This window comes from Pedobacter hiemivivus (assembly GCF_004331685.1).
Classification (GTDB): Bacteria; Bacteroidota; Bacteroidia; order Sphingobacteriales; family Sphingobacteriaceae; genus Pedobacter; species Pedobacter hiemivivus.
Genome location: NZ_SJSM01000003.1, coordinates 261,836 through 276,858, shown reverse-complemented (window position 1 = coordinate 276,858; position 15,023 = coordinate 261,836). Strand labels below are relative to the sequence as shown.

General features: G+C 39.1%; 11 protein-coding genes. All 11 read right to left on the bottom strand.

The annotated features are described in order from the left end of the window. Positions 1-31: 31 nt before the first annotated feature. The 11 genes from EZ444_RS07330 to EZ444_RS07280 all read right to left on the bottom strand — a co-directional run bounded on the left by EZ444_RS07330 (position 32) and on the right by EZ444_RS07280 (position 14,566). A complete protein-coding gene (locus EZ444_RS07330; RefSeq protein WP_131608078.1) occupies positions 32-370 on the bottom strand; it encodes a hypothetical protein in 339 nt (112 codons plus the stop codon). Between the two features lie 17 nt (positions 371-387). Next, positions 388-3,813 carry a DUF6443 domain-containing protein gene (locus EZ444_RS07325; RefSeq protein WP_165503550.1) on the bottom strand — a complete coding sequence of 1,142 codons (3,426 nt, stop codon included), beginning with the start codon at positions 3,811-3,813 and terminating at the stop codon, positions 388-390. Between the two features lie 12 nt (positions 3,814-3,825). Next, positions 3,826-7,356, bottom strand: a complete 3,531-nt coding sequence (locus EZ444_RS07320; RefSeq protein ID WP_205945224.1) for a hypothetical protein — start codon at positions 7,354-7,356, stop codon at positions 3,826-3,828. Positions 7,357-7,559: 203 nt separating this feature from the next. Continuing rightward, positions 7,560-7,748 (bottom strand): helix-turn-helix domain-containing protein, encoded by a 189-nt coding sequence (locus tag EZ444_RS27795; RefSeq protein WP_225874673.1) that lies wholly within the window; start codon positions 7,746-7,748, stop codon positions 7,560-7,562. Between the two features lie 38 nt (positions 7,749-7,786). Continuing rightward, the gene (locus EZ444_RS07310; RefSeq protein WP_131608075.1) at positions 7,787-8,320 is read right to left on the bottom strand and encodes a hypothetical protein; all 534 of its coding nucleotides are present in this window, start codon (positions 8,318-8,320) and stop codon (positions 7,787-7,789) included. 3 nt (positions 8,321-8,323) lie between these two features. Next, a complete protein-coding gene (locus EZ444_RS07305) occupies positions 8,324-9,541 on the bottom strand; it encodes a PilN domain-containing protein (protein ID WP_131608074.1) in 1,218 nt (405 codons plus the stop codon). Position 9,542: 1 nt separating this feature from the next. Continuing rightward, positions 9,543-11,504 (bottom strand): type II secretion system protein GspD, encoded by a 1,962-nt coding sequence (locus EZ444_RS07300; RefSeq protein WP_225874660.1) that lies wholly within the window; start codon positions 11,502-11,504, stop codon positions 9,543-9,545. Then, complete coding sequence (locus EZ444_RS07295; protein ID WP_131608073.1) at positions 11,504-12,934, bottom strand: GspE/PulE family protein; 1,431 nt, start codon at positions 12,932-12,934, stop codon at positions 11,504-11,506. The genes EZ444_RS07300 and EZ444_RS07295 overlap by 1 nt, the downstream gene beginning before the upstream one ends. After that, complete coding sequence (locus EZ444_RS07290) at positions 12,909-13,400, bottom strand: prepilin peptidase (RefSeq protein WP_165503549.1); 492 nt, start codon at positions 13,398-13,400, stop codon at positions 12,909-12,911. Before EZ444_RS07290 ends, EZ444_RS07295 begins: the two co-directional genes overlap by 26 nt. Before the next feature lie 20 nt (positions 13,401-13,420). Then, a complete protein-coding gene (locus EZ444_RS07285) occupies positions 13,421-13,840 on the bottom strand; it encodes a type IV pilin protein (RefSeq protein ID WP_131608071.1) in 420 nt (139 codons plus the stop codon). Between the two features lie 264 nt (positions 13,841-14,104). Next, positions 14,105-14,566, bottom strand: a complete 462-nt coding sequence (locus tag EZ444_RS07280; RefSeq protein ID WP_131608070.1) for a hypothetical protein — start codon at positions 14,564-14,566, stop codon at positions 14,105-14,107. Between the last annotated feature and the right edge of the window lie 457 nt (positions 14,567-15,023).

Genomic DNA, 15,023 nt, shown 5'->3' with positions numbered 1-15,023 from the left:
CTATAACTCCACCAATGTGACTTTATAAAATCTAATCAAATAAGGGTGGTAATTCTTCATAATAATCCTTTTGATATTTATACTCTTCAACGCTACTCAATCCAACACTATATTCAAATAAATCAAAGTCAAAAGTAAAAGGAACTTCCTTATCTAAATAGTCTTTATGCTTTTTATATAGCTCTTTATTTATTAAATAACCTATAGAATCATCAAACAAAAATCTTTCATCGGTGACTTGATCCTTAAAAAGCTCTTCGAGTTTCTGATAAGTTATGTGTGATATATTAATAAATCCAAAAACAAAATCAGTTCCTTTTAGAACAACCTCTAAATCAACCTTATAATAATATTTCTTTTTCACTTTCATAAAATTCAAATTAATAACTAGTTCCCTGAAAAAGCAAGAATTAATACTATAACCATTAATGTTGTTGCCATAGCCCCATTTCTAGCAGCCGCACCTGTAGCTGGGTAAGTAACCTTTGGAAATTCAAATCCTTTTTGAATTATAGTACTTCCGGCATCCGGCTCTTCTGTACTAAATCTATTATAAGAAGGCCTTCGACCTTTAACCTGACTGTTTTCAATCTCATCTCCTGTCTCGGGATCTCTAGCTCCTTGATGTTCTCCTTGAGAATTATAGATTTCAATTTCGCCATGTTGAGAGTCCCATTCCCCCCAAGAACCATTAGATATTTTATTTTTCCTATTCTCTTCATCCGCTTTCTTACCGCCTTCCTTTTTACCACCTGCATAAGTTTTACCTAAATCCCATGCAGTCCTTGCTCCCCCTTGCCTAGGTAGCATTTTAGAGCCGGGGAATCCCGGAAGTCCCTTTTTAAATTCTGCAGGAACAGGGTGGTGATCACCTTCCTTTGTCTTTTCCTTGCTCTTTTTCTCCTCCTTACTTTTCTTATTCTTATCTCCTGGACCACCAAACCCTCCTACCAACTCTCTGAACATATCCTGAGCATCTTCTGCTGATTCAGAAAACTGATTCCCATGGGAATCAGTAGTCCACATTCCATCAGGATCAATATTTCGTATGGGATTATTTAAAGCGTAGTTATATGGAGAGTATCTTCTTCCCAACTCAGCCAAGGGATCTATAGTATTCCAGCGGCCTATCACCGGATCATAGAATCTTGCCCCATAATCAAGCTGTCCCAGCTCTTCCTGCAACTCCTTGCCGTTATAAAGATATTTATTAACTCCACCATCACCAAATCTTTTCCCAAATGCATAATAATCGTCACTCTGCAATCCCTCCAACAAATGTGTGACAGGATTCTCATGGAAAGTATAACGAACATTGCCCAAATGATCCCTCAGGTTATATTCATAACTGTACACCCCGCCACTGTTCCTAGCCACCCCTTCTTCAGTATGAATGATATCAATCACACTCCCATTGTACTCTATTCCATTGATGTAATCACGATTAACCCCATTACTCACCTTTTTAAGCTTCCGACCAATTGCGTCATAAGTATAAGCCAGATTTACCCCTGTTCCCGTCGCACTTACCGGAAGGCTTAGCAGATTATAGCTTAAACTAACACCCAATCTCCCATCAGTAGTCGCACTCCCATTTTCATTATATCCATACAACCCGGTAGCCAATGGACCATTCAGAATTTGCTTTAAACGGTTACCATGATAATCATAGGTTGCAGTCGCCCCACCATCCCTGCTCATCGTAGCAATATTGCCCATGGCATCATAAGTTAAAACTTCACTACGCGATATTGTTCCTGTACTGGTACCATTCAACAACCGATTTAAAGGATCATAACTATAGGTAAAAGTATTTGGATAACTATCCGAAGCTCCCCATTCCTGATTGGCAATATTACCATTGTATTGAGGAGTGGTACCAAGATCATATTTCAACTTAACGCTGAACTCATTTGACCTACTTTTGTTTAACCAGCCCCGCTCGTTATAAGCATAATCAGTATGCTGTAAAAAGCTAGTCCCATTGTCTATACTATGCAAATCCTTTCTCAGCAACTGGCCTACCTCGTTATATGTCAGTTTGCTCAGCACAACCTCATCTGCACCATTGATGGATTCCATAGTAGCTAATTTCCTGCCCATATGATCGTATTCATAACGGGTAGCAATCGTAGTAGTTGCTCCGTTCCCAATATGTGTACGAGTGCTGGCCATCAGCTCCCCGGCAAAATTATAGTTGTGATCAACCACATCGCTGCCACCTAAATGGTTCTCGCTTTTACTTTGGATCATCCTTCCTTCTGCATCATAATAGCTTACGCTTAGGGATCTTGTTGTGGTACCCGGAATGTAAACGTAACTACCGGTCAGCAGGCCTTTAGTTCTTTCGGCAGTAACCTGCCCTAAGCCTGTATTGGGAGCACCAAAGGTATTGCCCGGAAAAGCATAGTCATCGTAATAATTGACAATGTGGTAATTGGTAATAGTTTGTGGAAAGGCATCTGTGGTATAACCAATTTCGCTGCCACTTCTACTTTCCCAAAAAGAACTCTGGCCATTCACTATACCTTGCAGGTGTGCTCTTGAATTACCATCGGCATAAAGACCCGTGATCACTCCCCTCCCCAACGCATCATACTTGGTAAACAACCATAGATTGCCCAGCTTCTGGACTCCATCCCGACTCAGCACTACCTGATCCAGCTTATTATATACCAACTCCTCCCAATCTTTACCTGGGATCCTTTTTTCGATCAGCCTATTGCGCCCATCATAACGATACTGATAACAATAATCATTGAGTGCAGTTTGATTAGGTACCACCTCCGCATCCGGATTCGCACCAGGAGGCAAAACGAAACTTAAGTTACCCAGATCATCATAAACATAATAGGTGCTCAAGGCTCCCGTTTGGTCGAAAGTTCTTTTCAAAACGACACGGCCTTCTTTATCTTTGTATTCTTCTACAGTACCAGCTTTAACATTTGCTGTTTTCCAATTCTCATCTTTACTGATGCTGAGGTAAAGCTCATTCGGATTATAAAATCCAGTACCCGAAAGGACTCTTTCATGCTCATGATCAACTGTAGTCACTGCAGCAGCCGTATATAACCGTACCGCAAAACCGGTGCTGCTATAAGCCGTCGAACTGTTATTTGATCCATATTCTATCTTTTGGGTATGACCAGCAGTCAACTGCCAGTTAACCCCAGGGGCACCTTGCTCCAACACCCGGTTTAAGGGCGAGGCCTCGAAGCGGGTTTCGGCAAAAGCCGTATTGGTGATACTTGCTACGCCTGCAGGTGGAGCGTTATAAAAGGCGACCTGTTCGCTTACTGAGGAGGGCCTAAAGCTACCGTAACCTCCCGCATTGGTGGTATAAGGCAGGTATTTGTATTGTTCACGACCAAAAGCATCGTAAACTACAGGCTGTACCAAATCTTTAAAAGAAGGACTACCTTGTACGGTAACAGTTTGCAGCGGGCGGCCCAATCCATCAATGTATTGAATGGTTTGATTGACAGCACAAACGCTTCGGGTTTGATTGATATTACCTTCATTTACACCTGCTGTTTTAAATACTTTAGTGCTGATGTAATTCTGAGTCGTACTCGCACTGCCAATCAGGTCAACACATTCCTGAAAGCTAGCTCCTGTAAAAATCCTTACATTGCTTCCTGCCGGGATGTAAAAACCATCTGTGAGCGTTACACTGCCTGTGGCTTTAATTTCAGTCTGGTTACTATATGTGTTTAAACTAATATGTTGAAACTGTTGGGCTCTGACTTTTGCACCGAATAACGTCGAAAAAACAAAAATTATGATGGATAAAAGTTTAAATAGCTTATTCATAAGAGCGCGCGTTTAAGGTTTATAATGGTATTCGTAGCTTTTAACAATATTCCCTTGCTGATCTTTAATATGCTTTAAACGTTGAAAACCATCATATTCGTAATAAGTAATCATACCCTTGGCATCAGTCGCACTGGTCATGCCCACTAAAGGCGTGAAAGTATATGTTGAAATTTGAGCAGTTGGAAACGCAACCTTTAAAGGATTGATAAAACTGTCTATACTAGCCTTATTAGGCATTGACAGGCTAAAAGCGTTTAGAGCTGATTCGCCCAAAAAATTTACGATTGATGCATAATCCAAGTTTTTTATTTCTACTACCGGATATTGATAATTATAACTCCAAATCGAACAAATAGAAATTTCATTTTCTTTGTGATATTCTACGAGATTACCTTTTACATCAAATTTATCATATGTAACCTGTCTTTCTAATTGTCCCACTGGTGGGTCAGTAATGTTAGGATGGGTATTTGGAAAATTAGCCGCATAAACTGATTTAGGCAGCACCAGATTGGAGGTTGAGGCATCTTTAGCATAGACAAACTTCTCTTCATGTAATTTTTTTAACCCATTATATCTTTCTGTTTTAACTGGAGCCCCTATTCTATTTGAACTAATCAATTCCGGCATCAATGGCTCAGTTGGTAAATCATGAGGGTAATAAAATCTTGAAATAAGTGTCTCATTTAGAGAATTAGACCTTTCTATCCGACTTAATCCTTGATAGGCTGGAAGTGATTCATAATAATAATTCTCAGTTTGTGTAATGATATTTGAACCGTTATAATCATTAGTTGTTTTACTTTTTAATTTATCAAACCCAGAATATATTCTGAAATAAGGAATCTTTACTGGAGGTGATACAATTTTATAGGGATACCCACTAGCTTTGCCCCCCTCATCATAAACGGTCGAAGCATTATCAAAACTATATAGAGGCGTTAAAAGGTTTATGCCATAACTAATAACTGGATTATCATGCCTTCTGTCAATTACGATATCCCATTTATCTTCATTAAAACCAGCATAACCATATACAGCTCCTTTAATAAGAGATGTATTAATTTCTTCAACACTCCCCTTATCTATTTCGTTATTTAACCCATAGTAGTCGAATGTATCTTCAGACAACAAAACATTGCCTTTGTACTTTTTATTCGATAATAATTTACCGCTTTGCCAAGGCTTTGGTTCAGTTTCTTTATAGTATTCCTTCAAATATCCAGCCTGAAGACTTGGCTTATAACTGAAAGAAAATTCTTCCTTAATTTCATCAGAACCTCCAATTATTCTTTTAACAACATTAGTATATCCTACAATACTGCCTTGCGTTTTTGTTATCGGCAATACTGATTCCGAACAGATACGATATCCATAATATGGACTCCAGCCTTGCGGACTATTAGAGTTTGGTTGAATCGAGACTATGTATTCTTTATAATGAGGAATACTAAATAAATGACCAGAAGAAAAATTACCCGCTTCAGTATAATCATAGGTTGTCTTATACTCACTTTGGTTTTCTCGGTCTATTATTTCTTTTATTCTCAGCCCCCCAACGCGTATATCACTAAAGTTTTTATTCCTATAGGATAACCTAACAATAGTGTTATGACCGTAATTTACAACATGTCCGTATTGATCGTACCAAGTGCTCATCACATATGAAGGAGGAGTAATCATTTTTACATAAATCCTGTACACCCCATCAGGTAAAAAAGGCAATTTCGCTTTTACTTTGGCTCGGCTGTAATCATCCCTGTTGGCAGAAGTCAAACTTTGATAATGACTAAAAACTCCTCCTGATTTTTTCTCTAATCCAATTTCGATACTATATGCCCATAAATTTAACTGAGAATGTGTAATTGCAGGATTGATAAAAGTAGTTTCTACAAACAAGCTTGGATCTCCGAGAAATACATCATTGTAATCCTGCACAGTAAATTCATTCCCATAAACAGTTCTTTCTGTGTTGTTCGAATTAACTACGTCAGGGGTAGGAAAACAATCTGAAAGCGATTCCCCCCGCACGAGCAATTCTTGTTTAACCACATCATAGCCGTCATTTGAAAGATCTTTCATCTGTGAAAACAATTCATACCATCTTACTTTATTATCCTCAAAATTATACTCCCTCTCAAACCCCGTGGGGAATTTTATTTTTTTTATCGTAAAAACCTTTTTAGTAGCAGAATTAATATCTCTAAAAGTATTTAAGCCGGTAAGATTGCTCTCTAATGGGATCAACGACGAAGGAATTAAAGACTGATTATTATCTGCCCCATTGTAATAGCCCCAATGATCTCTCCCGCTCGTTCTTTTTGAGGGAATATTACCATCTGAGTGATACTCAAACCTATACTTTTCAACGCCGTTTGATACATTGTCCAATACATATAAAGAATCCAACTTCAAACGATCGTCAAAAATAGGATCTCGAGCCACTGAAGGTCGATTTCCAACAAAGTAACTTTGGTAAAACTGCCAAATCCGTATTTGATTATTACTATTATCAGACAATATAATCTTGCTTAATCTGGGTGCTGGCAATCCCGCATTAGGATTATTAACATCATTTGCTGTAGCATTTATATCTAAGCGATCCCTTACATACACAAAATCTAATTTCCCTTCTTTGAAATTAATCGAATTTATTAGTTTTTCATAAGCTATATGCCCCCCCTCTTCTGTCCCAATATACCCTCCCCCATTAAGATATGGAACCCTTAATTCTGAACTATACAGACCTTTCACACCATACTCATTATCAACATACAAAAAGTCGATAGTACTATTTTTAATTGTTGTGATTTTTTTAACAAACCAACTCTGATCAAAATGATCACCGAACATTCTAGTAGACTCAGTAGCTCCATCCCCTAATGTAATTTTAACACCATCACTTTTAGTAATTACAAATTTTTGAATCCTGTTATCCATAAGTGTTTGATCTATTCTTATATCATCCAATGGAAAAGTCACAAATTTCCGTTCTTGTTGATTAAATTTAAAAAGACCGCTCTTACCCAGAAAATTGTAATAAAAATCATCTGGTCTTAAATCAGTTGCCCTCCCCCCTAATCCAGTTTTATATGGATCGTTATAAGTATTCACAGAGTGATATTCCTCCGCTCTATTACCAAAAGTTAAAAGACTATTAGGATTATTACAATAAGGAAAACAAACGACTGGAATAGGAGTCGTATTGGTGGCATAGTCTTTCACCAAATCCTGTTTCAAAACACCAATTTTATAACTCTCGTTAAAAAACCCTCTTTCATCCGGCCTTCCATTAGCACTTCGAACAATTGAACCACCCCAATTTAACCTTACCCCAATTCCAACATTTGTAGCCTCTTCGTTTACAAATATTCCACTGGTATTAAATGAAATACTAATAGGCACTTGTACTCCATCTTGCGAAATGGTATATATAGGAATAGAAACATCGGGCTGTCCAGTGTAATACGATACCGGGGCGGCGACACTTTTAAATAGAGCTGTAGTTTGCGGAGTTGCTGGTATATTGTTCATATCCATTAGTCGTTGGGCTATAGCCTCTTCCAGCCCAACAAATAACAATACAAAAAAAACAATGAATCTACTCATAAATCAAGCGTTAGTAAACAGAATAAAACTAAAGTTCTTTAATAGAAGAACAAATTAATATCACATAGCGGGAGGTTTTAAACCATAGCTAAATGGAATAAAGTATAGTAAAGAGCTATAAATGAAATCTAATATTAGTGTGACGGCCTACTTAACATATCTTGGGGAGAAATTTCCAATAAATTAAGAATAGCTATCAAGCGGTAAACCGAACACCTACACTTTCCAGCTTCAATTTTACTATAAGCGTTTTGAGATATTTTCAATTTAGCAGCCATGTACTCCTGTGAAAGATTTTTAGAACGCCTATTTGTCCTAATCATTAAACCTAATTCAGAATAAAATTTTTCCTCCATGAGCTCTATTTTAAATTTCCCCTAAAATCCAGCCTCAGCACGCATTTCTTCCCTCTATCCCCGACCACATCCGTCTTTGGCGCCTTTACCTGCAACGCAGAAATCTTTCCTATCCCAGTACTACGCTCCAGCGTATCCACTAACTTAACCAGCTGTATAAACCCACCGTAAAAATACAAGGACTGCGACCTTCCCACCGAAGTGCTATCCACCTCTACAGGTGGCCTCTCCAATGTAAAATCAACCGAAACATTCTGTTTCGCCGCAATGGCCGACGACTGCATCCACAATTTATCGTTCCATTGCTCATCTACTTTATAGCTTTTCAGTATCAAGTTCAATGCAGCTAATTTCTGTTGCACATAAGCTGGATTAAAAGAAATGTCATTAACCTTTTCCGATTTCTCCTTCAACTTACGATTCAGCTTTACCGCCTCAAAAGTTTTATCAAAGGCTAGAAACCAGCACAACAATAGCCCCAACACAAATAGAGGAAGCAACAACTTGTTTTTCTGAATATGATCTAACCTACTCAACATAGCCTAATATTTTAAAAGTATAGTAAACATCTGTGTCTCGCGCTGGTCATCAGCAGTATATTTCTCCAGCTGCACATCCTTCACCCAATTCTTTTGTTTCAACTCGTAAATCCAGCCATTAATGGCATATACACTACCCGTCTGCCCTTTTATCTTCATGCTCCCTAGTTCAAGGGGAGCCTCCTTAATCAAACCAATACGACTTCCAATTAAAGGGTTAATATGCAACTCATCCAGCGTAACATCCTTCGGCATAGAAGCACCAATCTGATCACACAAAAAGGCATACTTATAGCTCTTATTCCAACCTAACTTCTTTACCAAAGCCTCTTTCTCCTTTACATCCTGTTCTAGCTTTGCCCGGTTCTCAAAAATGTACGACTGCCGCCCTGCCTTACTCATCAATTCCTCATTGCTCGAATTATACCCAGTCAATAGAAAAAAATTAAGCATTAGCAGGATGAAAAAGAAAAATACCATGGCCATGCCATATTGCTTAAACTTCAACTTAGCAGAAAGCCCTATCAATCTATCTTTGATAGCATCAGCCTCCACTTCAACCACATCCAAACGATCGTGTAAAATCAACTGAAAAGCAGCAGCATAAGCCAGCAAAAATTCCTCAGGAATCGTTTCTATATCTATCTTCAACGGAAAACCAGCATTAGTTCCAGCGGCATAACTATAATCAATCCATTCCTTAGCCTCATTCAGGACCACCTGGTGCCCATCAAATTTCAAAGTATCACCATACGAATTCAACTGAGGGATCACCTGATCAGTGGCAAAAGGCCCCAAACTTAACATCAATACCTCTGCACCCTGCTTCTTAAAAACCGCCATTACCGCATCTGCTATTTCCCTTCTCACAATGGCTACAAAAGAGTGCGCCCCTGCCGGAAAATGCTGTACATAAAACTCATCCAGTTTCAGTGTCGGAAAAAGATGTTGTAGCGTTTGCGCAGAAGCCACCTCTAGCCTTGCCGTCTTTTTAATCAACACGCCCTTACCCATCAAAGTAACCGCAAGCGGCTCATCCAATACAAAATCGGTAATCTTCGCCGAAGTACCCGAATAGCGCTTCTTCCCATCTATTTGGATCAGCTTTTTACGAAGCGATAACTTCAATAACCTTACATCATAGCTGCCATCCTGCTTCAAATGCACTTCTGCCCCTGCGCAACTGTTAAAACCATGATGTAAACCCAACAGCGAAGCCATACTAATAAATGATTGTAGGCTTAATAAATACGATCGTCACCACTTTGCTGTTCGATTTGCTTTTGCTGCTAAACAACCATTTCAAGATTGGTATCCTCGATAATATCGGAACCCCAGAACCGCTCTCACTACTCTCCGTACGTTCCAAGCCACCCAAAATAATCATATCTTCATTTTTAGCTCTTACGATCGATTCGAACTTACTTGTTGAGGTTGGTGGCGGCGCATTTTCAGGTGGATCACCGATAAAGTCAGAAATATCAACCTTAATATTTAAAGTCACCTGACTATCGCCCGAAACTAAAGGCTTAATCCTAATTTCCAGATTTGCATCCACTGGCGTAAACTGCTCTGTTACCACAGTCTGGGTGGTTAATGATGGAATTACATTCTGTGTTTTCGTGCTATAATACCTTTTACTACCGATACTTAGATTAGCCGTATGCCCGTTTAAAGTCGAAAGCTTAGGAACAGACCTGACTTCAACATTGCTGTTGTTTTCCAATGCACTCAGCGTCACATAAAAATTAGGAGTCACCCGCCCAATATTGATGGAATTGTTCCGCCCTAACCTGCCCAACAGATCATTGATCGCACCCGAACCAAAAGTATAATTTAAACCAGGAAACACCGTTCCTCCTCTTTTAATACTGTCTGATACTCCAGCCGTAATTCCCGTCTTAATGCTCTTGCCTTTGCGAACATCTATTAACGTCACTTCTATTAAAACCATTGGCACCAGCTTATCCAACTGTTTCACATAAGCTTCAATTTCTGCTATTTGTGGCGCAGAACCCGATAAAAGGATGGTATTCTGCTCCCTAAATTCCTTGATCTCCACCCCCTTGCGCCATTCCGTAGGGATCATATTCTGAATCGTATCAATAGATCGATTTTGAAGCTTCAATAATTTATGTGTGCGCAAGCCCTCATTCCTTCTGTCGCCAATCAGGTAAACACCATCCTCAACCCGATAGGTATATTCTGTGCCCTGAAATATAGAAGCCAATAAATTATCAAAGCTGATATCGTTTACCCGAGAGGTAATGCTCCCTTTAATATCCGAATACAGAAAATAGCTGACATTGATTTCCTGTGCCCCATTCTTCACCACATCCATGATAGGCACATTCACAGCGTCTATACTCAAAAGCTTTTTCCCTTGAAGAATCCGGTTCGACAATCTAAAACCACTATTGGATGTCCCACCTGCCGAATTTAAAGGTTTAGGATTTCTCCTGATTGCCGTATTCTTTTCACTGTTGATGTAAAGCTCTTCTCCATCGCCCAAAGCCTCAAACACATACACATTGTCATTCGTTTTAACCAGCTTCAAGTCGTTGGCATAAGCAATTTTTTCTAAGGCCGTTTCAAAAGGGGCATCGGACAAAAAAGCAGTCACTTTTTTAGAAAGCAAAGCATTGGGCACTACCACATTCTTTTGCGAAAGCTGTGTAATTTTACGCGCCACCTTTGATAGCGTATCACTATTTAACTCTACACTCAGCGAGTTGTCGGCCTTGTTATAGCGGACATTAATTTCTTTCATAGGCACAACTGGTCGTACTTCCTGCACCTTGGTGACCGACATAATCGATCCCACCAGGTTGATGTCCAAACCATATTCCTTAGTTAGAAACACCAGTACATTCAGCGCCGTTTCGTTGGTAAAATTATTGTAGACCTTAAAATTAAGGCTAGGATCAATATTAATATTTAGGTTGTTAGCCTGTGCAAGGGCACGTAAAAACTCCTGTGCCGAAACGTTAGATACATTCAACTGTACCTTCTGGTTTAATCCCGGAACAGTAATGGCCAGATTCTTCAATCGTTCTTCCACTATCCGTACCCGATCTGTAGTTGTAGGCATTTGTGCCATAGCTACGTTAAATTGAAAAAACAACAGCAATGTACAGATCATACCTTGCACTAATCCTTTATAACTGATGGTCTGAGCGTTCATTAATTTGTAAATAATAATGGATAAATTTCTTCTATGGTGGTCTCACCCGAAGCAAAAAGAGCGAAAGCATTTTCACCCAAAGTTTTAATTCCCCTTTCGGCAAGCAAAGGGTTAATGTACATGTTGCCTTGTTTTATTTCATGTGTTAATTCCTGATCCAAGGGGATCACTTCATATACTGCCTTACGACCGCTATATCCTGTATAATAACAATGTTCACAGCCCTTAGCTACATAATGTTCTGTAACCGCCGAAAACGGCTTAAACTGTCTAGGATAAGCAACCACATCAAAAGCTTCCTGCACCTTACACTTACTGCACAGCAAACGTAGCAGACGTTGCGCAACAGAGGTATTTAAGGTATTTGCCACTAAAAACGGTGGAATGCCCATATCCATTAAACGCGACACCGTTCCCCAAGCCGAGTTGGTGTGCACTGTAGAAAGCACCAGGTGACCAGTTAAGGCTGCCCGTATAGCCATATTCGCGGTCTCAGGATCTCTAATCTCCCCCACCATAATCACATCCGGATCCTGCCTTAAAAAGGTGCGCAATGCCGCAGCAAAAGTAAGCCCAATGCTTTCCTTTAACTGAACCTGATTAATGCCTTGTAAAGTGTATTCAATAGGATCTTCTATGGTCAATATATTGCGGGTTTCTTTGTTCAGGTATTTCAACGTAGCATACAGGGTCGTCGTTTTCCCCGATCCGGTAGGTCCACTAATTAATATAATCCCATTAGGTCTTTTTACCCCTTGGAGGTAATTGGCCAAATCAAAATCCGAGAAACCAACATGATTCAAGTCAATATTTGCGGCGTTGTTGTTCAATAAACGCAGCACGACCTTCTCGCCATGTAAAGTAGGCAGTACAGACACCCGGATGTCAAAAGCTTCTTCACCTTCTTTAAAATTGATACGACCATCCTGTGGCAAACGCTTTTCGGCAATATCCAGATTCGCCATAATCTTGATCTTATTGATCAAAGCAGGATACTCTGTTTTTTTAAGTACATAACGCTCCACCATCATCCCATCTATGCGGATCCTTACACGACATTTCTCCTCATAAATCTCTATATGAATATCACTGCTTTTCAAGCCCCTGGCCTCACGAATCAAGTCGTTCAAAAAACCATCCCCCTCAATGGCCAATGCTATTTTCTGAAACTGATGCTGCCCGTTTTCTTTTAAGTAATGCTTGTTGAGCAACATGCTGATGGTGGCCAAAGGCTGCTGTTCCAGACTGATATTTTTACCCAGCACAACTTCTAACTCATCGCTTAATTGGCTTACATCTGTGTCATCATCACATAAGAGTATCAGTCCCGAAGAATTACTTTCTTTTGGCAAAATCCGATAGTGCCATGCCTGCTCCTTGCTAATTGCATGGATAAATGCGGGATCAAAAGTATAGCCAGCTGTCATCATATAACATAAATTTTGGAGAGACAAAATCAACCAGCATGACCAGAACCAACAATCCAGCCTGCAATCCTGCCAGAGGAATATGGGGGTTGTTGGTTTTACCTTTTAACGAAGCGACAACAATAGTATATAACAGTACTGCAATCAAGCTTATCACATAAAATAAAATGTAATTTACTGGCGATAGGTAGAAAGGAATGGCTGCTAAAAACAAAACATCGCCCCAGCCCAGATAATCATTAGTCAGATTTATTACTTTCTTATTTTTAATAGAAAAATAACTCCAAAGGATCAGTAGCTGAACCATTAGAAAGGAGATACCATACGTAGCATTTATGAATGCTTCTTGTAAGCCCTTCAGATTATATTTGGACATAAACATCACTGCAGCTAATACAGGAAAGCACAGCCAGTATACCGCCCGGTAAACGAGATCCTGATAGCAGATAAAAGCCAGGCATAATAGCATTACAACTTGCAATAAGACCATTAATCTGCTACTACTTCTTTCAGATTCTTTGCCTGATCGATCTCCCAGACATTAAAAGTTCCATCCCCATCGAAATCAGTAACCGCTGTAGCACGAGCAAGGAAAGTATTGTTTGTGGAATTGACTATTTCAATTTTGTAATTAGCCCTGCCGTCTTTTCCATCTGTAGTTAACTTCTCCTGGATAAAACCAAGCTCGGTCAGATCGGAACTATACTTAGATTTCTCGTAGAAGAAACTTTGCTGCAAAGTTGAAAGGTGCTCTAACTGAACTTTAGCTTCTGTACTTTTTGCCTTAGTAATTAAGGGCAATAAATTAGGGAGTGCCAGTAAAACCAAAATACCAATAATAACCAATACAACCAGTATTTCTGTAAGCGTATATGCTTTAACCTTTTGTTTTAGGAGCCGTTTAATCATGAGCAGCGATAATTTTCACCTAATTTAATATTTTAATTGGATAGGGAGAGAAAATATTAAATTTAATTCACTTCACCTCCTTTGAGCCTCAAATAGGCTATAAGCCCTCTCTTGAACTAAAATACGTACCTAATCATGTACTGAATTTCCCCGAATCCCTTTCATCTAAGCAATTGGACAGCCACATTCTGGCGAATCTATATAACACTCTTGATCCCCAGTTCCAAAGATTTGAATGCAACCCAGAACCCTTTATTATAACATCTAATTACATACATTCATATCACCTTCTTCAATCCCTCCAGCACCATAAGAAAGATCAAATTCTTCTGCATCTCCATTCTTATAAAGAAATTTCTCCTTCCCGCTATTATTCATATTAATCTCTACATAATTTATTATTTTATCTTTCATAAAAATTCCACCAGACATTGTTGCTATTCCATCTTTAATTTTTAAACCACGAGACTGTTTAAACAAATAGAAATCACTAACATTCGAATAATCGAGCTTAATACAAATCATATAATATTGTTTCCCATAGCGATCTATAATAGAAAAATGAATAACCTTTCCCTTTAATTGAATCCGGCTTAAATTTTCATCTATAGATGCATTATTTTCTGCTTTTATTTTATCATTGCCCTTTTCCACAATGATCATAATTAATATAAAAACGATTACTATTCCTAGAATGAATAACAAGGTTTTCGAGTTTTGTTTCATATTATATTTTATTAAAAAGGTAAAAGATGAGTTGCCCAATTTGCTACTTTGCTATACCAAGGCATTTTGTTAGATTCAACACCTGGGCTTGTGAGCCTGGTAGTCCCTTTATGTACCCCTCCAGAGACGCTACCACCTCCAAACACCCCACCAGAAGGACCAATAGCAATAGATGCACCAAGTGACCACACAGTCCAAGACTTATCTGAGGACGTAGAATATTGACCACTGACATTAACATCTCCAATAAGTGGCTTATAAGAACCTGAAACTCCTCCACCACTATAATCTCCTGCAAACCCCATCGGTGAATTTGAATTATTTACCCCAGCCTCAGGATGATTAAACGCCAAAAAATAGCTTTTTCCTGCACCAATGCTCGCTTCGGCACTTGTTGTTCCCAAGACAGCCTGCCCTTCTACACCAACATAATCATGCCAAACCCCAGAATATTTTC

Bases quoted from the DNA above. Each gene is read 5' to 3' on its own strand.
- EZ444_RS07330 (WP_131608078.1), bottom strand. From the start codon at position 370: ATGAAAGTGAAAAAGAAATATTATTATAAGGTTGATTTAGAGGTTGTT.
- EZ444_RS07325 (WP_165503550.1), bottom strand. From the start codon at position 3,813: ATGAATAAGCTATTTAAACTTTTATCCATCATAATTTTTGTTTTTTCG.
- EZ444_RS07320 (WP_205945224.1), bottom strand. From the start codon at position 7,356: ATGGATATGAACAATATACCAGCAACTCCGCAAACTACAGCTCTATTT.
- EZ444_RS27795 (WP_225874673.1), bottom strand. From the start codon at position 7,748: ATGATTAGGACAAATAGGCGTTCTAAAAATCTTTCACAGGAGTACATG.
- EZ444_RS07310 (WP_131608075.1), bottom strand. From the start codon at position 8,320: ATGTTGAGTAGGTTAGATCATATTCAGAAAAACAAGTTGTTGCTTCCT.
- EZ444_RS07305 (WP_131608074.1), bottom strand. From the start codon at position 9,541: ATGGCTTCGCTGTTGGGTTTACATCATGGTTTTAACAGTTGCGCAGGG.
- EZ444_RS07300 (WP_225874660.1), bottom strand. From the start codon at position 11,504: ATGAACGCTCAGACCATCAGTTATAAAGGATTAGTGCAAGGTATGATC.
- EZ444_RS07295 (WP_131608073.1), bottom strand. From the start codon at position 12,934: ATGATGACAGCTGGCTATACTTTTGATCCCGCATTTATCCATGCAATT.
- EZ444_RS07290 (WP_165503549.1), bottom strand. From the start codon at position 13,400: ATGCTATTATGCCTGGCTTTTATCTGCTATCAGGATCTCGTTTACCGG.
- EZ444_RS07285 (WP_131608071.1), bottom strand. From the start codon at position 13,840: ATGATTAAACGGCTCCTAAAACAAAAGGTTAAAGCATATACGCTTACA.
- EZ444_RS07280 (WP_131608070.1), bottom strand. From the start codon at position 14,566: ATGAAACAAAACTCGAAAACCTTGTTATTCATTCTAGGAATAGTAATC.